At 71.7% G+C, this 23,689-nt stretch carries 21 protein-coding genes and 1 tRNA gene; 10 read left to right on the top strand and 12 right to left on the bottom strand.

Annotation, left to right across the window (positions count from 1 at the left end; genetic code table 11):
• Positions 1 to 66: 66 nt before the first annotated feature.
• The 3 genes from NYP07_RS07520 (at position 67) to NYP07_RS07510 (ending at position 5,396) form a co-directional block, all read left to right on the top strand.
• Positions 67 to 1,752 carry a bifunctional metallophosphatase/5'-nucleotidase gene (locus NYP07_RS07520; RefSeq protein ID WP_268148991.1) on the top strand — a complete coding sequence of 562 codons (1,686 nt, stop codon included), beginning with the start codon at positions 67 to 69 and terminating at the stop codon, positions 1,750 to 1,752.
• A 129-nt stretch (positions 1,753 to 1,881) separates the two neighbouring features.
• Positions 1,882 to 4,482, top strand: a complete 2,601-nt coding sequence (locus NYP07_RS07515; RefSeq protein ID WP_268148989.1) for a response regulator — start codon at positions 1,882 to 1,884, stop codon at positions 4,480 to 4,482.
• On the top strand, positions 4,479 to 5,396 hold the full coding sequence (locus tag NYP07_RS07510; RefSeq protein ID WP_268148987.1) for a diguanylate cyclase: 918 nt from the start codon (positions 4,479 to 4,481) through the stop codon (positions 5,394 to 5,396). Before NYP07_RS07515 ends, NYP07_RS07510 begins: the two co-directional genes overlap by 4 nt.
• 43 nt (positions 5,397 to 5,439) lie before the next feature.
• On the opposite strand, the gene NYP07_RS07505 is transcribed toward NYP07_RS07510, so the two are convergent.
• Positions 5,440 to 5,513: transfer RNA gene (locus NYP07_RS07505), tRNA-Gly, on the bottom strand.
• A 141-nt stretch (positions 5,514 to 5,654) separates the two neighbouring features.
• Between NYP07_RS07505 and NYP07_RS07500 the strand changes: the two genes are divergently transcribed.
• The 6 genes from NYP07_RS07500 (at position 5,655) to rpoH (ending at position 14,396) form a co-directional block, all read left to right on the top strand.
• Entirely contained in the window at positions 5,655 to 6,053 is a 399-nt protein-coding gene (locus tag NYP07_RS07500; protein ID WP_268148985.1) for a PA2779 family protein, read from the top strand.
• Positions 6,050 to 7,000 (top strand): PA2778 family cysteine peptidase, encoded by a 951-nt coding sequence (locus NYP07_RS07495; RefSeq protein ID WP_268148983.1) that lies wholly within the window; start codon positions 6,050 to 6,052, stop codon positions 6,998 to 7,000. Before NYP07_RS07500 ends, NYP07_RS07495 begins: the two co-directional genes overlap by 4 nt.
• A 30-nt stretch (positions 7,001 to 7,030) precedes the next feature.
• Entirely contained in the window at positions 7,031 to 9,592 is a 2,562-nt protein-coding gene (locus NYP07_RS07490) for an ABC transporter permease (RefSeq protein ID WP_268148981.1), read from the top strand.
• Positions 9,589 to 12,789, top strand: coding sequence for a PAS domain S-box protein (locus NYP07_RS07485; protein ID WP_268148979.1), 3,201 nt, complete (start codon positions 9,589 to 9,591; stop codon positions 12,787 to 12,789). The genes NYP07_RS07490 and NYP07_RS07485 overlap by 4 nt, the downstream gene beginning before the upstream one ends.
• A 28-nt stretch (positions 12,790 to 12,817) precedes the next feature.
• Positions 12,818 to 13,318: a chemotaxis protein CheW gene (locus NYP07_RS07480; protein ID WP_268148977.1), complete on the top strand. Its 501-nt coding sequence runs from the start codon at positions 12,818 to 12,820 to the stop codon at positions 13,316 to 13,318.
• 166 nt (positions 13,319 to 13,484) lie between these two features.
• Complete coding sequence (rpoH, locus tag NYP07_RS07475) at positions 13,485 to 14,396, top strand: RNA polymerase sigma factor RpoH (protein WP_268148975.1); 912 nt, start codon at positions 13,485 to 13,487, stop codon at positions 14,394 to 14,396.
• Positions 14,397 to 14,510: 114 nt separating this feature from the next.
• On the opposite strand, the gene NYP07_RS07470 is transcribed toward rpoH, so the two are convergent.
• From NYP07_RS07470 to NYP07_RS07450, 5 genes are read right to left on the bottom strand one after another with little or no spacing between them, the layout of a single operon-like run.
• A complete protein-coding gene (locus NYP07_RS07470; RefSeq protein WP_268148973.1) occupies positions 14,511 to 15,113 on the bottom strand; it encodes an SCO family protein in 603 nt (200 codons plus the stop codon).
• Positions 15,110 to 16,021 (bottom strand): heme o synthase, encoded by a 912-nt coding sequence (cyoE, locus tag NYP07_RS07465; RefSeq protein WP_268148971.1) that lies wholly within the window; start codon positions 16,019 to 16,021, stop codon positions 15,110 to 15,112. Before cyoE ends, NYP07_RS07470 begins: the two co-directional genes overlap by 4 nt.
• Entirely contained in the window at positions 16,018 to 17,106 is a 1,089-nt protein-coding gene (locus tag NYP07_RS07460) for a COX15/CtaA family protein (RefSeq protein WP_268148969.1), read from the bottom strand. Before NYP07_RS07460 ends, cyoE begins: the two co-directional genes overlap by 4 nt.
• A complete protein-coding gene (locus NYP07_RS07455) occupies positions 17,103 to 17,795 on the bottom strand; it encodes an SCO family protein (protein ID WP_268148967.1) in 693 nt (230 codons plus the stop codon). Before NYP07_RS07455 ends, NYP07_RS07460 begins: the two co-directional genes overlap by 4 nt.
• A complete protein-coding gene (locus NYP07_RS07450) occupies positions 17,752 to 18,456 on the bottom strand; it encodes an SURF1 family protein (protein WP_268148965.1) in 705 nt (234 codons plus the stop codon). The genes NYP07_RS07455 and NYP07_RS07450 overlap by 44 nt, the downstream gene beginning before the upstream one ends.
• A gap of 30 nt (positions 18,457 to 18,486) precedes the next feature.
• On the opposite strand from NYP07_RS07450, the gene NYP07_RS07445 reads away from it, so the two are divergent.
• Positions 18,487 to 18,705 carry a DUF2909 domain-containing protein gene (locus tag NYP07_RS07445; RefSeq protein ID WP_268148963.1) on the top strand — a complete coding sequence of 73 codons (219 nt, stop codon included), beginning with the start codon at positions 18,487 to 18,489 and terminating at the stop codon, positions 18,703 to 18,705.
• Between the two features lie 60 nt (positions 18,706 to 18,765).
• On the opposite strand, the gene NYP07_RS07440 is transcribed toward NYP07_RS07445, so the two are convergent.
• Genes NYP07_RS07440 through coxB form a run of 6 tightly spaced genes read right to left on the bottom strand, consistent with a single transcriptional unit; the run spans position 18,766 to position 23,548 of the window.
• Complete coding sequence (locus NYP07_RS07440) at positions 18,766 to 19,650, bottom strand: cytochrome c oxidase subunit 3 (RefSeq protein WP_268148961.1); 885 nt, start codon at positions 19,648 to 19,650, stop codon at positions 18,766 to 18,768.
• A gap of 47 nt (positions 19,651 to 19,697) precedes the next feature.
• Positions 19,698 to 19,940: a DUF2970 domain-containing protein gene (locus tag NYP07_RS07435; RefSeq protein WP_268148959.1), complete on the bottom strand. Its 243-nt coding sequence runs from the start codon at positions 19,938 to 19,940 to the stop codon at positions 19,698 to 19,700.
• The gene (locus NYP07_RS07430) at positions 19,937 to 20,551 is read right to left on the bottom strand and encodes a cytochrome c oxidase assembly protein (protein ID WP_268148957.1); all 615 of its coding nucleotides are present in this window, start codon (positions 20,549 to 20,551) and stop codon (positions 19,937 to 19,939) included. Before NYP07_RS07430 ends, NYP07_RS07435 begins: the two co-directional genes overlap by 4 nt.
• A 1-nt stretch (position 20,552) precedes the next feature.
• Positions 20,553 to 20,666 carry a cytochrome oxidase small assembly protein gene (locus NYP07_RS07425; RefSeq protein ID WP_268148955.1) on the bottom strand — a complete coding sequence of 38 codons (114 nt, stop codon included), beginning with the start codon at positions 20,664 to 20,666 and terminating at the stop codon, positions 20,553 to 20,555.
• A gap of 10 nt (positions 20,667 to 20,676) precedes the next feature.
• Positions 20,677 to 22,332, bottom strand: a complete 1,656-nt coding sequence (ctaD, locus tag NYP07_RS07420; RefSeq protein WP_268148953.1) for a cytochrome c oxidase subunit I — start codon at positions 22,330 to 22,332, stop codon at positions 20,677 to 20,679.
• Positions 22,333 to 22,363: 31 nt separating this feature from the next.
• Positions 22,364 to 23,548, bottom strand: coding sequence for a cytochrome c oxidase subunit II (coxB, locus tag NYP07_RS07415; protein ID WP_378990397.1), 1,185 nt, complete (start codon positions 23,546 to 23,548; stop codon positions 22,364 to 22,366).
• Positions 23,549 to 23,689: the final 141 nt, after the last annotated feature.

Here is a 23,689-nt window from a genome sequence, read left to right as displayed (position 1 = left end):
ATTCACGACAAACTCGCGCAATATCGCCACTTCTAAGATCGGCGCCCCGCCCGAGTCCACTCCGCCATGGCCTTTCCGTCCCCCTTCCGTTTCGGCGCCGGCATCGCCTTCGCCGCCCTGCTCGCCAGCTGCGCGACGCCGCCGCCCGCCGCCACGGCCGAGCTGACGCTGTTCTCCATCAACGACTTCCACGGCAACATCCAGCCCGCCCAGCCGACGCCGGCCATGCCGCGCGTCGCCGATCCGGCCACGGGCGAGGTCAAGGCCCAGCCGGCGGGCGGCATCGCCTATCTGGCCTCCGCGCTGGCCGAGCTGCGCGCCAGGCATCCCGACTCCCTGGTCGTCGCCGGCGGCGACCTGATCGGCGCGTCGCCGCTGATCTCCGGCCTGCTGCGCGACGAGCCGACGCTGGCGGCCCTGTCGCGGCTCGACATCAGCGCCAGCGCCCTGGGCAACCACGAGCTCGACGCCGGCCTGCCGGAGCTGCTGCGCAAGGCGCGCGGCGAATGCGGCCCGACCGAGTGCCTGTGGCCCGGCTTCAAGGGCCCCGGCTTCCCCTATCTCGGCGCCAATGTGCTGGACGCCGCCACCGGCCAGCCCCTGCTGCCCACCCACGTCATCAAGCAGGCCGCCGGCTTCAAGGTCGCCATCGCCGGCGTGGCCACGCGGGACACGCCGCAGGTCATCGTCGCGAAGGCCATCCAGGGCATCCGCTTCGCGGACGAGGCCGACACGCTGAACGCGCTGGTGCCCCGGCTCAAGGCCGAGGGCGCCCAGGTGCTCGTCACGGTCATGCACGAAGGCGGCGTGCAGGGCCCCGGCGGCGCGGCCAACGACCCGAGCCATGCCTGCCCGACGCTGGGCGGCCGCGTGCTGGACATCGCCCGCCGCCTGGACCCGGCCTACGCCATCATCATCGGCGGCCACACCCACCAGGCCTACACCTGCAAGATCGCCGGCCGCCTGGTCGTGCAGGCCGGCAGCTACGGCGGCTGGATCACCGAGAGCCGCCTCAGGCTCGACGCCGCTGGCCGGGTGCTGGACGCCCAGGCCGTCAACCATCCGGTGCTGCAGTCGGTCTACGCGCCCAACCCGGCGCTGGCGGCCCTGGTGGCCCAGGCCGCCGCACTGACCGCCGCGCAACGCAACAAGCCCGTCGCCACGCTGCAGCGCGGCGCCACGCGCCATGCCAAGCCGCCCCATGGCGACTCATCGCTGGGCAACCTGATCGCCGACAGCCAGCTCGCGTTCGCGCGCAAGCAGGGCCCGGCCGACATCGCCTTCATGAACCCGGGCGGCATCCGCGCCGACCTGACGGTGGAGGCCGGCAAGCCGACGACGATGAGCGACCTGATCGCCATCCAGCCCTTTGGCAACGACATCGTCGCGCTGACGCTGACCGGCCAGCAGCTCTGGGACATCCTGCAGCGCCAGCTGCCCCAGGGCGGTGCCGAGCCGCGCCTGCTGCAGGCCTCGTCGACGCTGCGCTACCACTGGCGCATCGGCGCCGACGGCCATGCCGAACTCGGCGAGATCCTGGTCGACGGCCAGCCGCTGAACCGCACGCGCGACTACCGCGTCGTCGTCAACAACTTCCTGGCCGAGGGCGGCGACGCCCAGGCCGGCTTCAAGCACGGCCGAGACCGCGCCCTGCTGGGCACGGACATCGACGCCCTCGTCGACCTGTTGAGCGCCAACCCCGATGCGCCGCAGCAGGCCGCGCCCGGCCGCATCGTGCGTGACCCGCCGTGACTAGGGCAAACCTGTAACTGCTTGCAGCGACCCGGCCGCAGCCGCCCGATGGGGCCGCCCTAGACTCGAAGCCGCCCGGTACCGCAGGCCGGGCGCCAGCGGGTCGGGGGAGCGATGGCGGCTTGGGACATGCAAGGCAGCGCGGATGCCGGGCACCCACCCGGGCCGTCCGGCACGAGCATCTCGGCCAGCCCGCTGATGCGCGAGGTCATGGCCCACCTGCCCTGCGGGCTGGCCGTCTTCGATGCCGAGCGCCGCCTCGTCGTCCACAACGCCGAGTTCGAGCGGCTGCTCAAGCTGCCGGCCTCGCTGTTCGAAGAGCCGCCGCTGCGCTTCGACGACCTCGTCGGCTTCCTGGCCATGCGCGGCGACTTCGGCCCGGGCGACGCCGGCCGCAGCGCCGCCGAGGCCGTGCTGGCCCTGGGCCGCGACCCGCGCGCCGAGCGCCTGGAAACCTGCCGCGTCGGCGAGCTCCCCATCGAGATCCGCACCGCACCGTTGCCGGCATCGGCATCGGTGCCGGGCGGCCTGGTGCTGACCTGCCTGGACCTCGCGCCCCAGGCCCAGGCCCGGCTGGCCGCCGAGCGCGCTTCGCAGGCCAAGACGCACTTCCTGGCCCATATGAGCCACGAGATCCGCACGCCGATGAACGCCGTGCTCGGCATGCTGCGCCTGCTGCAGAAGACGCCGCTGGACGCCCGCCAGCGCGACTACGCCGTCAAGGCCGAGGGCGCCGCGCGCGGGCTGCTCGGCCTGCTCAACGACGTCCTCGACTTCTCCAAGATCGAGGCCGGCCGCCTCGGCCTGGACCCCCACCCGACGCGGCTGGACGAACTGCTGCGCGACCTCTCCGTCATCCTCGCCGCCAACCTCGACAAGCGCGAGCTCGAACTGCTCTTCGACCTCGACCCGCAGCTGCCGCCCGTCGTCATCGCCGACGCGCTGCGCCTGCAGCAGGTGCTCGTCAACCTCGCCGGCAACGCGATCAAGTTCACCGAGGCCGGCGAAGTCGTGCTCGGCATCCGGCGCGCCGCGCAGAGCGCCTCCAGCGTGACGCTGGACTTCTCGGTGCGCGACACCGGCATCGGCATCGCGCCCGAGCAGCAGCAGCGCATCTTCTCCGGCTTCGCCCAGGCCGAGGCCTCGACCGCGCGGCGCTTCGGCGGTACCGGCCTGGGCCTGGCCATCAGTCGCCGCCTGGTGCGGCTGATGGGCGGCGACATCCATGTCGACAGCGCGCCCGGCCGCGGCAGCCGCTTCGGCTTCACGCTGAGCTTCGCGCTGCCCGAGGTCCAGGCCGAGCCGGTGCCGCGCCAGGCCCTGCGCGCCCTCGTCATCGACGACCACGCCGAGGCCCGCCGCGTCATCGGCGCCCTGGCCGGGTCGCTGGGTTGGCAGGTCAGCCTCGCCGCCGGCGGCGCGCAGGCGCTGGAACTCGCCGAAGGCCAGCCGCCCGAGGTCGTGCTGCTCGACTGGGTCATGCCCGGCATGGACGGCTGGCAGACCGCCGTGCGGCTGCGCCAGCGCCTCGGCGCCGGGCCGCTGCTGCTGATGGTCACCGGCCACGACCGCGAGCAGCTGGCCCGGCGCAGCGCCAGCGAGCAGGCCCTGCTGGATGGCTTCCTCGTCAAGCCCGTCACCGCGACGATGCTGGCCCAGGCCGTGGCCGCCGCCGCCCAGGCGCGCGGCCGCGGCGACGACGCCCCCGAACCCGCGCCGCAGCGCCTCGCGGGCCTGCAACTGCTGCTCGTCGAGGACAACCCCGGCAACCAGCAGGTCACGCGTGAGCTGCTCGAACTCGAAGGCGCCGCCGTCACGCTGGCCGGCGACGGCCAGCAGGCCCTGACCCTGCTGGCCCAGACCCGCGGCCGGCGCGGCTTCGACGCCGTGCTGATGGACGTGCAGATGCCGGTGATGGACGGCATGACCGCGACGCGGCTGATCCGCCGCCAGCTCGGCCTGGCGCTGCCCATCGTCGCGATGACCGCCGGCACGCTGTCGACCGAGCGCCAGGCCTGCCTGGACGCCGGCATGGACGAGCACCTCGGCAAGCCCTTCGACCCCGACGGCCTGGTCGCCGTGCTCAGGCGCCGCTGCGGCGAACCCCAGGGCCTGGCCGCAGCGCCGGCCCGGCCCGCGCTGCCGCCGGCCCTGCTGGCCGACGCCGGCCGCGCCGGCATCGCGCTGGCCGAGGCGCTGGCGCGCATGTCGGGCCGCGTCGAGCTGTTCGAACGCACGCTGGCCGCGCTGCACGAGCAGGACCGCAGGCTCGGCACCGTCCTCGTCGAAGGCGGCAGCGCCGCGGCGCAGGGCCTGCACGGCTTCCGCGGCCTCGCCGCGATGCTCGGCGCCGGCGGCAGCGCCGCACTGGCCGCCGAGGGCGAGCACGCCGGCCAGCCCGACGACGACTGGCGGCACCGCTTCCTGGAGCGCCGCCGCGCCGACCTGGCCGCGCTCGACCGCCTGGCCGCCGACCTCGCCGCCCACGAGAGCCTGCCCGCAGCCCCGCCGCCCGAGGCGCCCGCGGGCAGCCTCGCGGCAAGGCTGGACCAGCTCATCGAGCTGCTGGACGGCGCCGACCTCGAAGCCCTGGACCGTCACGCCGCGCTGCGCGACCAACTGCCCCAACCCCGGGCCACCGCCCTCGATACCGCGATGGCCGCGCTCGACTTCGGCGCCGCGCTGGCGCTGTGCCGCGAACTGCGCGCCCTGCTGGAGCCCCTGCCATGATTTCCATGCCCCTGAGCCGCCAGGCCCCGCCGGGCCGCCGGCCGCGCCTGCTGCTGGTTGACGACCAGCCCGCCAACATCCAGGCCCTGCACCGCGTCTTCGCGGGCGACTGCCAGGTGCTGATGGCCACCGACGGCGCGCGAGCGCTGCAGCTCTGCCGCGAGCGCCAGCCCGACCTCGTGCTGCTGGACGTACAGATGCCCGGCATGGACGGCCACGAACTCTGTGCCGAGCTCAAGGCCGACCCGCTGCTGCGCGGCATCGCCGTCATCTTCGTCACCGCGCAGCACCACCCCGACGACGAGACCCGCGGCCTGGACGCCGGCGCCGCCGACTTCATCACCAAGCCCTTCAACCCCGCCGTCGTGCGCGCCCGCGTGCGCACGCAGCTGACGCTCAAGCACCAGTCCGACCTGCTGCGCGAGCTGGCCTTCGTCGACGGCCTGACCGGCGTGCACAACCGCCGCCACTTCGACGAGCGCTTCCTGTCCGAGACGCGGCGCGCCCAGCGCACGCGCTCGCCGCTGGCCGTCGTGCTCGCCGACGTCGACCACTTCAAGCGCTACAACGACGCCCTCGGCCACCTCGCCGGCGACGACTGCCTGCGCCGCGTGGCCGCCGCGCTGCGCGCCTGCCTGCGCCGCCCCACCGACCTGCTGGCGCGCTACGGCGGCGAGGAATTCATCTGCCTGCTGCCCGACACCGACCTGGCCGGCGCCATCGGCGTGGCCCAGCAGATGGAGGACGGCCTGCGCGCCCTGGCCCTGCCCCACCCGGGCATAGCCGGCATCGTCACCGTCAGCCTGGGCGTGTCGGCCGCCGCGCAGGGCCAGGGCCTGGTGGAGGCGGCGGACAAGGCGCTCTACCTCGCCAAGGCGGCGGGCCGCGGGCGGGTGAGCTGGGTGGAGGGCTGAAAAAGGAAACGGCCCGAGACGAGGTCAGGGGCCGTTTGAAGTCTGGAGCGGGCGATGGGAATCGAACCCACGTCATGAGCTTGGGAAGCTCAGGTCCTACCATTGAACGACGCCCGCGCTGGAGGCGGATTATGACCCGGCTCGCCGGCGCCACAGAAGCTGTAGGACAAGGCCGCGACATCGCGGCAACGGCGGGCTCGCAGCGCCGGCCCGCCCTAGCATGCCGGCCATCGCAACCGCCCCCAGCAGGAGACCGACATGACCCAAGTCCGGCGCACCCTCATTTCCCTCGTCACCGCATCCCTCGTCTTCAGCGGCATGGCCCAGGCCGCGCCGACGGCGCTGATCAGCACCGAGCAGGCCGCCGCCGCGCTGCAGCCTGCCGCGCGCAGCGCCGCCCATGCGCGGCTGCAGGCCGCGCTGGACCGCGCCGACCTGGCCGCCATGCTGCAGTCGCGAGGCGTGTCGACCGACGAGATGCGCGCCCGCGTCGATGCGCTGACCGACGCCGAAGCCCAGCAGATGCTGCAGCAGATCGACGCGGCACCGGCCGGCGGCGATGTCGTCGGCGTGCTGTTCACCATCTTCATCATCCTGCTGGTGACCGACATCCTGGGCCTGACCAAGGTCTTCCCGTTCACGCGCTCGATGCGTTGACCACCGCCCGCCTGCTCATCGCCTGCGCGGCGCTGCTGCTGGGCGGTTGCGCGACGCTCGCCACGCCGCCGCAGACGGCGGCGCTGCTGGCCGCGCCGCCGTCTGGCTTGCCGCCGCGGGCCGAGCGGGCGGACGTGCCCTTCTTCGCGCAGACGCGCGACCACTGCGGCCCGGCCGCGCTCGCCACCGCGCTGGCCGACGTGCAGCTGCCGGCCGACCCCGACCGACTGGCCGACGCCGTCTTCCTGCCGTCGCGGGCCGGCAGCCTGCAACTGGAGATGCTGGGCGGCGCGCGCCGCCAGGGCGCCGTCGCGACGCGGCTGCCGCGCGAGCTGGAGGCCCTGCTGCGCGAGGTCGCGGCGGGCCACGCCGTCGTCGTGCTGCAGAACCTCGGCCTGGACTGGCTGCCGCGCTGGCATTACGCCGTCGTCGTCGGCTACGACCTGGCCGCGCGCGAGCTGATCCTGCGCAGCGGCACGACCGCGCGCGAGACGCTGCCGCTGCGCACCTTCGAATACACCTGGGCGCGCGGCGGCCGCTGGGCCATCACGGTGCTGCCGCCGGAGCGCCTGCCGGCCACGGCGACCGAGGACGATGCCCAGGAAGCCGCCGTCGGCTTCGAGCGCGCCGCGCCGCCGGCCCGCGCGGCCCTGGCCTACCGCACGCTGCTGGCGCGCTGGCCGGGCAATCTGCTGGCCGGCATCGGCCTGGGCAACACGCTGAACGCCGCCGGCGATGCGGCCGGCGCGCGCGCGGCCTTCGAGGCCGTGGCCGGGCGCCACGACAGCGCGGTGGCCTGGATCAATCTCGCCCGGCTGCGCCTGGACGCGGGCGATCGCGCCGGCGCCCGCGCGGCGGCCGAGCGCGCCGTGCGGCGCGCCGAAACGGCCGAGCCGGCCTGGCGCGATGCGGCAGGCGCCACACTTGCGGCGACAAACGCTCCTTAGCGCCTGACGGCCGCGGCTACAGTCGCGCGCATGGAGTCCGCAGCCGTTTCGCGTCCACCCGCCACGCTGTCGATTGCGTGGCGCCAGCTGTTGCGGGACTGGCGGGCCGGCGAGCTGCGCCTGCTGATGCTGGCCGTGGCGCTGGCCGTCGCGGCGCTGTGCGCGGTGGCCTTCCTGTCCGACCGGCTCGACCAGGGCCTGCGGCGCGACGCGGCCCAACTGCTCGGCGGCGATGCCGTCGTCGCCAGCGACCAGCCCACGCCGCCGACCCTCGTCGGCCTGGCCGCCGAGCTGAAGCTGACCGGCGCGCGCAGCGCCAGCTTCGCGAGCATGGCGCGCGCCGACGACGCCCAGGGCGGCGAGAGCCGGCTCGTCGCGGTCAAGGCGGTCGGCAGCGGCTACCCCTTGCGCGGCCAGATCACGCTGCACCAGGCCCTGCCCGGCCGCGGCGGCGCGCCGGCGCGCGGTGAGGTCTGGGCCGACCCGGCCGTGGCCGACGGCCTGGGCCTGAAGCTCGGCGATGCGCTGCTGCTCGGCGACGCCCGCTTCACGCTGGCCGCCCTCATCGAGACCGAGCCCGACCGCGGCGCCGGCTTCATGAACTTCGCGCCGCGCGTGATGCTGGCCGAGGCCGACCTGGCGGCCACCCACCTCGTGCAGCCGGCCAGCCGCATCACCTACCGCCTGGCCCTGGTGCCCGGGGCCGGCGCGGCGCCCGATGCGGTGCGGCGCTTCGTCGACGCGGCCGGGCAGCAGGTCGAGAAGGGCGGCCTGCGCGGCGTGCGGCTGGAGTCGCTGGAATCCGGCCGCCCCGAGATGCGCCAGACGCTGGACCGCGCCGCGCGCTTCCTGCGCCTGGTGGCGATGCTGTCGGCCCTGCTCGCGGCCGTGGCCGTGGGCCTGGCCGCGCGTGATTTCGCGGCCCGCCACCTGGATGCCTGCGCGATGCTGCGCGTGCTGGGCCAGCCGCAGCGCCGCATCGCCTGGGCCTATGCGCTGGAGTTCCTGCTCGCCGGCCTGGCCGCCAGCGCGGCCGGCGTGCTGGGCGGGCTGGGCCTGCACCAGGTCTTCGTGTCGCTGCTGGTCGGCCTCATCGACGCGAGCCTGCCGCCGCCCAGCGCCTGGCCGGCCCTGCTGGGCCTGGGCCTGGGCCTGTCGCTGCTGCTGGGCTTCGGCCTGCCGCCGGTGCTGCAGCTGGCCGCCGTGCCGCCGCTGCGCGTGATCCGCCGCGACCTGGGCGCGCCCAAGGCCGGCTCGCTGCTGGTGCTGGGCGCGGGCGTCGCGGGCCTGGGCGCCATCCTCGTCGTGCTGGCCGGCGACATGAAGCTGGGCGCCATCGCCGCGGCCGGCTTCGCGGGCGCGGTGCTGCTGTTCGCGGCGCTGGCCTGGGCGGCGGTCTGGCTGCTGCGCCGGCTGGTGCCGGTCAACGTCAGCGGCACGGGCCTGCCGCGCTGGCTGCTGCTGGCCACGCGCCAGGTCGCCGCGCGGCCGGGCTTCGCCGTCATGCAGGTGGCCTCGCTGGCCGTGGGCCTGCTGGCGCTGGCCCTGCTGGTGCTGCTGCGCACCGACCTCATAGCCAGCTGGCGCCGCGCCACGCCGGCCGCAGCGCCGGACCGCTTCGTCATCAACATCCAGCCCGACCAGGGCGAGGCCTTCCGCAAGGCGCTGGCCGACGCGGGCGTCGCCAGGTTCGACTGGTACCCGATGATCCGCGGCCGGCTGACGGCCATCGACGGCGCGGCCGTGCAGGCCGGGCGCTTCGCCGACGAGCGCGCGCAGCGCCTGGCTGAGCGCGAGTTCAACCTCAGCCACGCGGCCGAGGTGCCGGCCCACAACGACATCGTGGCCGGGCGCTGGGGCAGCGCCGCGGCGGGCGAGCTGGGCTTGAGCGTGGAGGCCGGCCTGGCCACGACGCTGGGCCTGAGGCTGGGCGATACGCTGGCCTTCGACATCGCCGGCCAGCCCGTGCAGGGCCGCATCACCAGCCTGCGCAAGGTCGACTGGTCGTCGATGCGGGTCAACTTCTTCGTGCTGTTCGAGACCGCCGCGCTGCCCGATCTGCCGTCCACGCAGATCGCCGCCTTTCGGCTGCCGGCGGGCGCCAGGCTGGACCGCGACCTGGCGCGGCGCTTCCCCAATCTGACCGTCATCGACGTCTCGGCCCAGCTCAACCAGGTGCAGGGCGTGCTGGACCAGGTCATCCAGGCCGTGCAGTTCCTGTTCGGCTTCACGCTGGCGACCGGCCTCGTCGTGCTGCTGGCGGCCGTGGGCAGCACGCGCGAGGCGCGCACGCGCGAGTTCGCGCTGATGCGGGCTCTGGGCGCACCGGCCGCGCTGCTGGCGCGGGTACAGCGCGCCGAGTTGCTGGGCGTGGGCGCGCTGGCCGGCTTCCTGGCCGGCGCCGTCGCGCTGCTGCTGGCCGCGCTGCTCGCACGCTTCGTGTTCGAGTTCGACTGGCAGCTCAAGCCCTGGGTGCCCTTCGCCGGCGCGGCCTGCGGTGCACTGCTGGCCTGGAGCGCCGGCTGGTGGAGCCTGCGCGGCGTGCTGCGGCGCCCCGTCGTGCAGACGCTGCGGGAGGCCCAGGCGGAATGAAGACGGCAGCCGCGGTGTCGGCCCGCGACGTCGGTCGCTACCTGGCGCTGTCGGCCGGCATCACCGTCGTCTACTACCTGCTGGGCCGGCTGGGCCTGCTGATGGTGCTGCCGCCCTACCAGGTGGCGCCCATCTACCCGGCCGCGGGCTGGGGCCTGGCCGTGCTGCTGGTGCTGGGCCTGCGCCATCTGCCGGCCGTGGCCCTGGGTTCCTTCATCGTGCAGGCGACGACGATGGCCGACCTGGGCCCAGCCGTGCTGCCGCTGGCCCTGAGCATCGGCTGCGGGGCGGCGGCCCAGGCGGCGGCCGGCACGCTGCTGATGCGGCGCTGGTGCGGCCGGCCCCTGCTGCTGGGCACGGCGCGCGAGGTCGGCAGCTACCTGGGCGCCGCAGCCCTGGCCGGCCTCGTCAGCCCGAGCTGCGCGACGCTGGCGCTGATGGCCACGGACGTCGTCGCGAAGGCGCAGATGGGCCTGGTCTGGACGGTGTGGTGGACCGGCGACCTGATGGGCGTGCTGATCGCGACGCCGATCACGCTGGCGCTGATCGGCCGGCCGCGCTCGGCCTGGAGCCCGCGCCGCTTCAGCGTCGGCCTGCCGATGCTGCTGACGACGCTGCTCGTCGCCCTGGGCGTGGCCGTGACGATGGAATGGGACCGCCAGCGCAACCGCGCCGACTTCACGCGCGATGCGGGCAGCGCGGCCCAGGACCTGGCCGACCGGCTGCGCGAGCCGCTGCTGACGCTGGAGGCCGTGCACGGCCTCGTCAAGCTAAAAGCCCTGCCCACGCGCGAGGAGTTCGCCCGCGCGACGCGCGGCTTCCTGACCGAGGACAGCCCGCTGCTGGCGCTGGGGCTGACGCTGCGCGTCGCGCGCGCCGACGTCGAGCGCTTCAACGCCGCGGCCGCCGCCGACGGCTTCCCCGGCGGCTTCCAGGCGCGCGACCGCGGCCGCGCCGGTGACCTGAGCGTCCCGCCCGACGAGGACATGATGGCCATCCGCCTCGTCGAGCCGCTGTCGCGCAACCTCGGCGCGCTGGGCGTGAACGTGCGCACCATCCCCGGCGCGCGCGCGGCCATCGCGCAGGCTGCGGCCCGGGGCCGGCCGGCCGCGTCGGCGGGCTTCCAGCTGTCGCAGGACAAGGAGGGCGCGGTCGGCGTCGTCCTCTACCAGCCGCTCTACCGGGGCAATGCCGTGCCGGGCGAGCAGGCACTGAGCGGCGTCGTCTTCGCGACGCTGCGACCCGACCTGCTGCTGTCGCGCCTGGCCGTGAGCTGGCCCGAGCACCTGGGCGCCTGCCTGATCGACCTGGAACCCGGCGCCGCCTACCGGCGCCTGGGCGGGCCGCCGGGTTGCGAGGCCGTGCAGCGCAGCGAGGACGCCGTCCTGCCCCTCGTCAGATTGCCGCTGGAGTTCGGCGGCCGGCACTGGGAGGTGCGCATCTACGACCTGCCGGGCTTCGTGCAGGCGCCCGGCCGCAGCTGGGCCTTCGCGCTGGTGGGCCTGATGGCCACGGCCATGGTCGGCGCGCTGCTGCTGCTGATGTCGGGGCGCACCCAGCATGTCGAAGCCCTGGTCCGCGAGCGCACCGCGGCGCTGGAACGCGAGATCGGCAACCGCACGCTGGGCGAGCAGGCGCTGCGCCAGAGCGAGCAGCGCTTTCGCAGCATCTTCGAGACGGCGCCCATCGGCATCGCCTTCACCGACCTGCACGGCAGCTTCCAGGAGGTCAACACCCATTTCTGCAAGCTCGTCGGCTACCCGGCCGAGACGCTGCTCGGGCGACGCTCCATCGACGTGACCCACGAGGACGACCGCCGCGAGGACATCCGCCTGGCCAGCCGGATGCTGCGTGGCGAGATCCCCTTCTACCGCCGCAACAAGCGCTACGTCCGGCTCGACGGCGGCATCACCCACGCCCGCGTGCTCGTCAGCCTGCTGCGCGGCGCCGACGGCCGGCCGCACCGGCTGGTCGGCGTCGTCGAGGACATCACCGACCAGCTGCGCATCGAGGAGCTGGACCGCGCCCGCGAGGCCGCCGAGGCCGCCAACCAGGCCAAGAACGAGTTCCTGTCGCGCATGAGCCATGAGCTGCGCACGCCGATGAACGCCATCCTCGGCTTCACGCAGCTGATGCAGATGGACGCGGCCGAGCCGCTCGCGCCGGCCCAGCGCGGCCGGGCCCAGCAGATCGCGCAGGCCGGCTGGCATCTGCTGGAGATGATCAACGACACGCTGGACCTGTCGCGCATCGAGGCCGGCTCGCTGCGCCTGGAGCCGGCCGTGCTGGAGCTGCCGCCGCTGCTTGCCCGCGCGCTGGCCCTGGTGCAGCACAGCGCGACCGAGCGCGGCCTGGCCATCAGCCAGCGCATCGACCCGGGCGCCGTGCGCCTGCTGGGCGACGCCACGCGGGTCACGCAGATCCTGACCAATCTGCTCAGCAACGCCGTCAAGTACAACCGCCCCGGCGGCAGCATCGGCATCGAGGCCGGCGCGCCCGAGCCCGGCTGGGTCGAGATCGCCGTGCGCGACACCGGCCTGGGCCTCAGCGAGGTGCAGCGCGCCGCCCTCTTCCAGCCCTTCAACCGCCTGGGCCGCGAGCGCAGCGGCCTGCCGGGCACCGGCATCGGCCTGGTCATCAGCCTGCGCCTGGCCGAGATGATGGGCGGCAGCCTGCGCGCCGACCCGCCGGCGGCGGGCCAGGCCCAGGGTGCCTGCTTCGTGCTGAGGCTGCCGGCCGCGGGCAGCGCCATGCCGGCCGCCGGCCAGGGCCAGCCGGACGAACCCGCCGCGCCCCGCAGCGGCCCGCACCGGCGCCTGCTCTACATCGAGGACAACCCGCTGAACGCCGAGGTCATGCGCGGCATCCTCGATCAGCGCCCGGGGCTGGAGCTGGAGGTCGCGACGACGGCCGAGGCCGGCCTGCGCGCGCTGCGGCAGCGGCCGCCGGCGCTGCTGCTGCTCGACTGGCAGCTGCCCGACGGCGACGGCCTGACCGTGCTCGGCCGGCTGCGCGAGCTGGGCCGCACGCCGCCGCCCGTCATCGTCGTCTCGGCCAATGCCCAGCCGGAACAGATCGCGCTGGCCCGCACGGCGGGCGCCCGGCACTACCTGACCAAGCCGCTGGACGTGCACGAACTGCTGGCCCTGGTCGACGAATTGTTGGCGCTGTCCGCCCCTGCGGAGCGGGCAGAATGAGCGCTCCCTTCCCCACGCGCAGCGCCCGATGAGCTCCACCGACCTCGTTCCCAGCCCCGGCGCCCAGGCCGTGCAGGCCCTGGCCCGCACCGATGCCCGCCAGTTCCTGACCTTCCGCATCGGCGAGGAGGAATACGGCCTGGACATCCTGCGCGTGCAGGAAATCCGCTCCTATGAGGCGCCCACCCGCGTCGCCAACGCGCCGGCCTTCGTCAAGGGCGTCGTCAATCTGCGCGGCGTCATCGTGCCCATCCTGGACCTGCGCCTGCGCCTCGGCCAGGCCGGCGAGTACAACGCCTTCACCGTTGTCGTCGTGCTGAACGTGGCCGGCCGCGTGGTGGGTATCGTCGTGGACTCGGTGTCCGACGTGCTGGAACTGAGCGCCGAGGAGATCAAGCCCCGCCCCGAGGTGCCGGCGGCCTTGGACGCCCGCTTCATCACCGGCCTGGGCAAGATCGGCGACCGCATGCTGATCCTGCTCGACATCGAGGCCATGATCAAAAGCCCGGATTTCGGCCTCGTCGACTGACGAATCCGCCGACGCGGCGGCCTGAAGTTAGCAGTCGCCAACTATTGCATCCGCTGAAACACTGTATTCCTGCCCTGGGTCGAAGAGGTTTAGCACTCTATAAAGCAGAGTGCTAATATCTCGTCACCGCTGCAATCCACGCGGCGGTTTCGAAGGATTCGACACGATGTCTGCCTCTTCCGCCATTGCCATCCGCGACCCCTGGGCCCTCGTGCCCTCGCTGGGCAATCTGGACGCCTACATCTCCGCCGTCAACCGCCTGCCGCTGCTGACCGCGGAGGAGGAAAGCTCGGCCGCGCGCCGCCTGCGCGAGCACGGCGACCTGGAAGCCGCCGGCCGCATGGTGCTGTCGCATCTGCGCCTGGTCGTGTCCATCTCGCGCCAGTATGTCGGCTATGGCCTGCCCCAGGGCGACCTGATCCAGGAAGGCAATGTCGGCCTGATGAAGGCCGTCAAGCGCTTCGACCCGGACCAGGGCGTGCGCCTGGTCAGCTACGCGATGCACTGGATCAAGGCCGAGATCCACGAGTACATCCTGAAGAACTGGCGCATGGTCAAGGTCGCGACGACCAAGGCCCAGCGCAAGCTGTTCTTCAACCTGCGCTCGATGAAGCACCAGCTCAAGGCCGGCCAGGACGACGCGGCGACGCACCGCAACACGCTGACCGAGGCCGAGGTCGCCCACGTCGCCAGCACGCTGAACGTGAAGCGCGAGGAAGTGCTGGAGATGGAGACCCGCATGTCGGGCGGCGACGTGGCCCTGGAGCCGCAGACCGACGACGACGGCGAGAGCTTCGCCCCCATCGCCTACCTGGCCGACGAAAGCCACGAGCCGACCCGCGTCATCGAGGCCCGCTCACGCGACACGCTGGCCGGCGACGGCATCCAGCGCGCGCTGGAGGTGCTGGACCCGCGCAGCCGCCGCATCGTCGAAGAGCGCTGGCTGAAGGTGAACGACGACGCCTCGGGCGGCATGACGCTGCACGAGCTGGCGGCCGAGTACGGCGTGTCGGCCGAGCGCATCCGCCAGATCGAGGTGGCCGCGATGAAGAAGATGAAAAAGGCGCTGACTGCGTAGCCCACCCCCTACCGGCTGACGCCGGCCCCCTCAAGGGGCACTGCCAGCGGCCCGGCAAAGCCGGTTCCGCGGCAGTCGCGCGATGAAGACAAAGGCCCCTTCACGGGGCCTTTGTCATTTTTTGGTCTCCGCCAAGAGCAGCTTGATGTCGTCGGCCAGCGGCTGGGCGCCGGCACCGTAGCGCGCATAGACGCGCACGCGGCCCTCGGTGTCGAAGATGTAGCTCGCGGCCGTGTGGTCCATCGTGTAGGTCTCGGGCGTCTTGCCCGGCACCTTGGCATAGAAGACCTTGAACTCCTTGGCCGCGGCCTGGGTCTGCTCCCCGCTGCCGCGCAGGCCGACGAAGCCGGGGTCGAAGCTGGCGAGATAGGCCTTCAGCAGCGCGGCCGTGTCGCGCTCGGGGTCGATGGTGACGAAGACGCCCTGCACCTTGTCGCCATCGGCGCCCAGGCTGCGCTTGACCTCGGCCACCTCGGCCATCGTCGTCGGGCAGACGTCGGGGCATTGCGTGTAGCCGAAGAAGACCACCAGCACCTTGCCCTTGAAATCGGCCAGCGAGCGGGCGCGGCCGTCCTGGTCGGTCAGGTTCAGCGTGCGGGCGTACTCGGCGCCGGTCAGGTCGATGCCCTTGAAGGCCGGCTTGTCGGGGCCGGCCTTCTGGCAGCCGGCGAGGGCGAGCGCGGTCAGCGCGGCAAGGGCGAGGCGGCGGGTGTTCATGGGAGGTAATGGTCGATCAACAGGGCCGCGAACAGCAGCGACAGATGCCAGATGGAGAACCAGAAGGTCCGCCGCGCGAGCATCTCCGAGTAGGCACGCCAGAGCCGGAAGGCATAGCCGCAGAAGCCCAGGCCCAGCGCGACGGCGCTGACCAGGTAGAACCAGCCGCTCATGCCGGTCAGGAAGGGCAGCAGCGTGGCCGCGAACAGCACCCAGGTGTAGAGCAGGATCTGCAGCCGCGTGTAGTCGTTGCCGTGGGTGACGGGCAGCATGGGCAGGCCGGCGCGGGCGTAGTCCTCGGCGCGGTAGAGCGCCAGCGCCCAGAAGTGCGGCGGCGTCCACAGGAAGATGATGAGGCAGAGCAGCCAGGCCTCGGGCCCGAGGTCGCCGCGCATCGCGGCCCAGCCCAACACCGGCGGCATCGCGCCCGATGCGCCGCCGATGACGATGTTCTGCGGCGTCATCGGCTTCAGGATGACGGTGTAGATGACGGCATAGCCGACGAAGGTGGCGAAGGTCAGCCACATCGTCAGCAGGTTCACGCAGACGCCCAGGATGGCCATGCCGATGCCGCACAGCAGCGCCGAGAAGGCCAGGGTCTGCGGGCGGCTGAGCTCGCCCTTGGCGGTGGCGCGCCAGGCGGTGCGCTTCATGCGCGCGTCGATGCCGTCCTCGATGAGGCAGTTGAAGGCCGCGGCGGCGCCGGCGACGAGCCAGATGCCGGCGATGGCCGCGAGCATGGTCAGCGCCTGCTGCAGCGACGGCAGGCCGGGCACGGCCAGGGCCATGCCGATGGCCGCGCAGAAGACGATGAGCTGGACGACGCGCGGCTTGGTCAGCTGGTAGAACTGCTGCCAGCGCGGGCTGTGCACGAGGGCACCGGCGGTGGACGTGGAAGCCATGGTCATGAGGGGGCGCGGCAGGCCCGTGCGAACAAGGTGGTGAGCAAGGCCAGCAGCACGGCGGCGCCTGCGGTGTGGGCCAGGGCGGCGACGATGGGCCAGTCGAGCACGACGTTGGACAAGCCCGAGGCGAGCTGCCAGCCGCCCGCCGCGAGCAAGGCCCTGGACCAGCCTGGCGCATGTGCGCGCAGCGACCAGGCCAGCGCGAGCAGGGCCGCGAAGACGGCCGCGGCGCCGAGGCGGTGGGCCATGTGGATGGCCGCCAGCGCCTCGAAGCCGAGCCAGCCGCCGTCGGCACGCTGGCCGAGCCCGCGCCAGAGCTGGAAGCCCTGGCCGAAGTCCAGATGGGGCCACCACTGGCCGCCGTGGCAGCTGGGGAATTCGTCGCAGGCCAGCACCGCGTAGTTGGTGCTGACCCAGCCGCCCAGCGCCACCTGCAGCAGCGCCAGCACGAGGAAGGCCGCCACGGCCAGGCGCAGCGCGGCGGGCAGCGCCAGCGGCCGCGGCTCGTAGGCCTCGCGCTGCCAGGCCAGCAGCATCATCAGGCCCAGGCCGAACAGCAGGTGCAGCGTGACGATGGCGGGGAAGAGCTTCATCGTGACGGTCAGCGCGCCGAAGGCCCCCTGCACGCAGACCCAGGCCAGCGTCAGCGTCGGCCACCACGGCGACGGCGCCGCTTCGCCGGCCTGGCGCCTGAGCCGCCAGCTCAGCGCGGTCATCACGACGATGAGCAGGCCCACGGCGCTGGCGAGGTAGCGGTGCAGCATCTCGATCCAGGCCTTGCCGTGCGTCACCGGGCCGGTGGGCATGGCCGCCTGCGCGGCCTCGATATGGGCATGCGCGCCGACCGGGCTGGCGGCGGCGTAGCAGCCGGGCCAGTCGGGGCAGCCCAGGCCGGAATCGGTCAGGCGCGTGAAGGCGCCGAAGACGATGAGGTCGAAGGTCAGGAACAGGGCCAGCAGCGTCAGCGCGCGCAGCCGGCCGGTGGGCGTGGCCGCGTGCGAGCGCTGGCGCCACCAGATCAGCGGGCCGAGGGCGACCGCGCCGCCGATGGCGGCGACCTGGCCGAGCGGGAGCAGCAGCTCGTTCATCGGCCTGCAGCGTCCCAGCCGGCGCTGGCGCGCAGCAGCTTGTCGAGGTCGGCCTTGAACTTCCTGGGCTCGGGCTCGCCCGGCGCGCGCAGCATCCAGCGGCCCATGGGGTCGACGACGTAGAAATGATCGGCCAGCGTCTTGCCCGCGGCGGGCTTCAGCCAGCCCTCCAGGCGCTCGCGCGGCAGGCGCAGCACGGTGACCTCGGCGCCCTTCTGCACCAGCGCGGCGAGCAGCTCGGCGCGCGGCCGCGCGTCGTCGGGAATGAGCCAGAGCTTGTCGACGCGGTCGCGCTCCTTGCCCAGCATCTCGCGCAGTTGGCGCTGCACATAGAGCTGGCGTTCGCAGGCCGCGCCGCAGGCTGCAGGCTGCACGACGGCCAGCAGCCACTGGCCATGCAGCGAAGCCGCCGTGACCGCCTGGCCCTGCAGGTCGCTCAGCGGCAGGTCGGCCGGCATCTCGACCGCCGGCGTGATCAGCTCGCCATAGGCCGAACCGTGCGGCTTGATGACGTAGAAGGTGAAGTAGGACGCGACCACGGGCGCCGCGCACAGCGCCAGCACGAGCAGCATCTTCCAGCGGCCGGCGCGCTGCCGGGTGGCGACGCGCGGGTCGGGCAGGCTGTGCACCGCGAAGCTCAGCGGTTCAGGGCTTGCGGAGCCGGGGGCGGAGGAGTTGGAACCAGACATAGAGACCGACGATCAGCGCGCAGAGCGCGAACCATTGAAAGGCGTAGCCATAGTGCTTCTGCAGGCCGAGATCCGGCGCCGGCCAGTGGCGCAGCAGGCCGTCGTCGGCACCGGCAGGCCCGGCCTGCACGACGGTGAGGGGCAGCAGCGCAAGGCCGGATTCGACGGCGAAGGCCGCAGCATCGAGATTTTGCCGGATCGCTCCGGGCCTGCCTTCGCCCAGCTCCAAAAGCCGCGACGGCGAGGCGGCCAGCCGGCCCTGCACCTCGACCTCGCCGGCTGGCGTGGCCACGGCGGGCAGCCGCTGGCGGTCGAGCGGGTCGCGCGGCGCCCAGCCGCGCTGCACGAGGATGGCCTCGCCGCGGCCGGCCAGGCGCAGCGGCGTCACGACGAAGAAGCCGGCGCGGCCGTCCATCGCGCGGTTGTCGAGCCAGATGCTGCGCTCGGCGACCCAGCGGCCGCGCAGCACGACGCGGCGATGCAGCTGCTGCTCGCCGCCCAGCTCGGCATTGGCAAGCGCCGGGCGCCCGGCCTCGGCCTCGATGGCGGCCTGCAGCGCGGTCTTCTGCGCGGCCCGGTCCAGCTGCCAGAACCCCAGGCGCGCGGTCAGCGCAGCGCCCAGCAACGCCGCCGCCGGCAACAGCCAGCCGCGACGCGTCATGCAACGACCTCGGGCGGATAATTTGCGACCATGAAATTCGTGATCCTGATCGCCTTCATCGGCATTCTCGGCGCGCTGGCGGCGGCGGGCTTCTTCATGCTGCGCAACGGCAGCCGCGACGGGCGCGGCCCCAATATGGCGCGCGCGCTGGCGGTGCGGGTCGGCGTGTCGGTGGCGCTGTTCCTGATCATCCTGCTGTGCTGGAAGCTGGGCTGGATCCACCCGACCGGGCTGCCGCTGAAATCCTGAACAGGCTTCAAGAAAAAAGCGCCGCGGCTGCGGCGCTTTGCGATGCTGGCGGTCGCCCGCTCACAACCAGTAGACGATGACGTAGAGGCCGAGCCAGACCACGTCGACGAAGTGCCAGTACCAGGCCGCGCCCTCGAAGCCGAAGTGGCGCTCGGGCGTGAAGTGGCCCTTCATCAGGCGGATGGTGATGAACAGCAGCATCAGCGCGCCCACGCAGACGTGGAAGCCGTGGAAGCCGGTCAGCATGAAGAAGGTCGAACCGTAGACGCCGGAGCTGAGCTTGAGGTTGAGCTCGGTGTAGGCGTGGTGGTACTCGAAGGCCTGGAAGCCGAGGAAGGTGGCGCCCAGCAGCACGGTGAGCCACATGAAGGCGATGGTGCGGGCGCGGTTGCCGGCGATCAGCGCGTGGTGGGCGATGGTCAGCGTGACGCCCGATGTCAGCAGCAGCGCGGTGTTCAGCGTCGGGATGGGCCAGGGGCCCATCGTGCTGAAGGCCTCGACCGTGCCGGCCGGCGCGGCGGTGAAGCCGGGCGCGGCGCTGGGCCAGATGGCCTTGAAGTCGGGCCACAGCAGCGCGTTCTCGAGACTGCCCAGCGACGGCACCGAGAACACGCGCGCCCAGTACAGCGCGCCGAAGAAGGCCGCGAAGAACATCACCTCCGAGAAGATGAACCAGCCCATGCTCCAGCGGAAGGAGAGGTCGATGCGGTCGCCGTAGAGGCCGCCCTCGCTCTCGCCGATGGCCTGGCGGAACCACTGCTGCAGCACGAAGGCCCACAGCGCGAGGCCGCCGAACAGCGAGTACATGCCCCAGTGATGGTCGTTGACCCACTGGCCCGCGCCGAGGATGACGAAGAACAGGCCGGTCGCGGCCATCACCGGGTGCCGCGAGGGCGCCGGGACGAAGTAGTACGGGGCCTTGCCCGGGGTAGTCGCTGCCGACATGTCGTTCTCCTAGTTCTGCACTCGTTCTGAACTTCTCGCGCCGAGCCTCAGGCCCCGGCCACGCCACTGCTGATGACCCAGCGGACCAGCAGCACCAGCATCAACACAAACAGGGCCGCGCCGAGCACGCCCGCAATCACCACATGCACCGGGTTGAGCCTGGCCATGTCTTTCTCGTGGTCCCGGCCCCGGCGCACGCCGAAAAAACTCCAGGCCACGGCCGAGATCGTCTGGCCCAGCGAAGCCTTGCGGTTCACGGCGTCCTTCAGATCCTGGCCCGGCTCGCTCACAGCGCGGCTCCCCTGGCCTGGGGCGCCTGGCCGAGCTTGACCGCGCCCTTGCCCGCCACCTCGAAGAAGGTGTAGGACAAGGTGATGGTCTTCACGTCCTTGGGCAGCTTGGGGTCGATGACGAAGACGACCGGCCACTGCCTGCCCTCGCCCGGCTTCAGCGTGTATTCGTTGAAGCAGAAGCACTCGAGCTTGTTGAAATGGGCCGCCGCCTGCATGGGTGCATAGCTCGGGATGGCCTGCGCGGCCATCGTGCGGTCCTGCACGTTCCTGAACTCGTAGATGACCTGGGTCAGCTCGCCCGGATGCACGCTCAGATGGCGCACGGCGGGCTTGAAGTCCCAGGGGCCGCGCGCATTGGTGTCGAACTCGACCTCGATGCTGCGGCTGTAGTCGATCTGGCCGTTGCCGTTGGCCTCGCCCTTCTCGGCCAGCAAAGTCTGCTTCTCGGACAGTGACAGCACGTTGATGCCGAGCGCGTTGCAGATGGCCTTGTAGAGCGGGACCATCGCATAGCCGAAGCCGAACATCAGCGCCACCACCACCGCCAGCTTCGCAAGCAGGTGGCGGTTGTCGCGATGCAGGGCCGCGGCGAGCGTGCGGAGCGGCATGTCAGTGGTGGGCGAACAGCGTCATCTTCACCATGAAGCCGACGCCGAAGGCCAGGGCCACGGTGAACAGGATCAATGCCAGACGGCGATTGGCCTTGCGCTGCTCGGGCGTCATCGCTCAGTCCTCAAGCGACGATCTTGGTGGCCGCGGCGTTCAGCTTGGGCGGCTCCTCGAAGGTGTGGAAGGGCGCCGGCGACGGCACTTCCCACTCCAGGCCTTCGGCGGCTTCCCAGGGCTTCTGCGCCGCCTTCTCGCCCTTGCCGCGCATCATCGGCACGACGACGAAGAGGAAGAAGTAGACCTGCATCAGCCCGAAGCCGAAGGCACCGATGGACGCGATCGCGTTGAAGTCCGCGAACTGCATCGGGTAGTCGGCATAGCGGCGCGGCATGCCGGCCAGGCCGAGGAAGTGCATCGGGAAGAAGGTCACGTTGAAGAAGATCAGCGAGCCCCAGAAGTGGATCTTGCCGCGCGTCTCCGAATACATCACGCCGGTCCACTTCGGACCCCAGTAGTAGACGCCGGCGAACAGCGCGTACAGCGAGCCGGCCACCAGCACGTAGTGGAAGTGGGCGACGACGTAGTAGGTGTCCTGCAGCTGGATGTCGATCGGCGCCATCGCGAGGATGAGGCCGGTGAAGCCGCCCATCGTGAACACGAAGATGAAGCCGACGGCGAACAGCATCGGCGTCTCGAAGGTCATCGAGCCGCGCCACATCGTCGCCAGCCAGTTGAAGATCTTCACGCCGGTCGGCACCGCGATCAGCATGGTCGCGTACATGAAGAACAGCTGGCCCGTCACCGGCATGCCGGTGGCGAACATGTGGTGGGCCCACACGATGAAGGACAGGATCGCGATGGACGCGGTCGCGTAGACCATCGACGCGTAGCCGAACAGCTTCTTGCGCGCGAAGGCCGGCACGATCTGGCTGACGATGCCGAAGGCCGGCAGGATCATGATGTAGACCTCGGGGTGGCCGAAGAACCAGAAGATGTGCTGGTACATGACCGGGTCGCCGCCGCCCGCCGGGTTGAAGAAGGCAGTGCCGAAGTGGCGGTCGGTCAGCGTCATCGTGATCGCGCCGGCGAGCACGGGCATGACGGCGATCAGCAGATAGGCCGTGATCAGCCAGGTCCACGCGAACATCGGCATCTTCATCAGCGTCATGCCGGGGGCGCGCATGTTGAGGATGGTCACGATGATGTTGATCGAGCCCATAATCGAGGACGCGCCCATGATGTGCATCGCGAAGATGCCGGCGTCCATGGACGGGCCCATCTGCAGCGTCAGCGGCGCGTAGAGCGTCCAGCCCGCGGCGGGCGCGCCGCCGGGCATGAAGAAGCTCGCCACCAGCATGATGGCCGCCGGGATCAGCAGCCAGAAGCTGAAGTTGTTCATCCGCGCGAAGGCCATGTCGCTGGCGCCGATCTGCAGCGGGATCATCCAGTTCGCGAAGCCGACGAAGGCCGGCATGATCGCACCGAACACCATGATCAGACCGTGCATGGTCGTGAACTGGTTGAAGAGCTCGGGGTTGAAGAACTGCAGGCCGGGCTGGAACAGCTCGGCGCGGATGCACAGCGCCAGGACGCCGCCCACCATCAGCATCGCGAAGGAGAACAGCAGGTAGAGCGTGCCGATGTCCTTGTGGTTGGTCGCGAACACCCAGCGGCGCCAGCCGGTGGGTGCGTGATGGTCGTGATGGTCGTCGTGGGCGTGGTCGCCGGCATGGCCGCCATGACCACCAACCGCGCCGTGGGGGGGGAGCACTGCACTCATGTGATTTCCTCTGGATTCGGCGTTCGGGCGATTACTTGCTGGCGGCCAGCACTTCGGACGGCTGCACGGTCTGGCCGGTCTTGTTGGACCAGCTGTTCTTCGTGTACGTGATCGCCGCCGCGATCTCCGTGTCCGAGAGCTTGCCCTTCCAGGCAGGCATCTGGTTGTTGTTGCGGCCGTTCAGCACGACGGTGATCTGCTTGAGCTTGTCGTCGCTGTTCACGACGGGCGAGCCATCGAGGGCCGGGAACTGGCCGGCGCCCTTGCCGTCGGGCTTGTGGCAGACCGCGCAGTTGTTCGCATAGACCTTCTCGCCGCGGGCGATCAGGGCCGCCTGCTCCCAGACCTTGCTCGGGTCGTCGGCCTTGGCGGCCATTTCCTTCTTCTTGCCATCCACCCAGGCGGTGTAGTCCGCGGCGGACAGCACCTTCACGTGGATGGGCATATAGGCATGCTCCTTGCCGCAGAGCTCGACGCACTGGCCGTAGTAGTCGCCGACCTTGTCGGCCTTGAACCAGGTGTCGCGCACGAAGCCGGGGATGGCGTCCTGCTTGATGCCGAAGGCCGGCACGCCCCATGAGTGGATGACGTCGTTGGCCGTCGTGATGATGCGGACCTTCTTGTCCACGGGCACCACCAGCGGGTTGTCGACCTTCAGCAGGTAGTTGTCGACCGGCTCGGGATGGCCGGAGTTGGAGGACTCGCGCTGGGCCAGGTCCAGCGTCGACAGGAAGCCGATGCCCTCGCCCTCGCCCTTCACGTAGTCATAGCCCCACTTCCACTGGTAGCCGGTGGTCTTGATGGTCAGGTCGGCATTGGTCGTGTCCTTCATCGCGACGACGACCTTGGTCGCCGGCAGGGCCATGCCGATGACGATCAGGAAGGGCACGACGGTCCAGGCGATCTCGACGGCCACGCTCTCGTGGAAGTTGGCCGACACCGCGCCCTTGGACTTGCGGTGCTTGAAGAGGGAATAGAACATCACGCCGAACACGGCGATGAAGATCGCCAGGCAGATGATCAGCATGAAGTTGTGCAGCCACATCTGGTCGGCCGCGATGCGCGTGGCCGGCTCGTGCAGATTGAGCTGATTGACGCCCGGGCCGCCCTTGAGGTCGTTCACCGCGAGGGCCGAGCCCGCTGCCAGGGCCGCCATCGCCGCCACGGCGGCCCGCCGGGCCCAGCCGCTTGAGGCGCTATGCACTCGTGCGTTCATCATCGTCATGGTTGTCACTTGGTTCCTGGATGAGCGGGACTCTGCCGTCGGTCAACCGCACCGCCGAGGCTGCAATTGACGCCACAAGCCGCTCGAACTGAGCCGGGGATCCGCCCCTGCCCCTCTTTGCGGCGCGCGATT

It is taken from the genome of Pelomonas aquatica, from assembly GCF_026712205.1.
In the GTDB taxonomy this organism is placed as follows: domain Bacteria; phylum Pseudomonadota; class Gammaproteobacteria; order Burkholderiales; family Burkholderiaceae_C; genus Pelomonas; species Pelomonas aquatica.
Note: the sequence above shows the minus strand (reverse complement) of the source record. Positions and strands in the feature narration are given on the sequence as shown.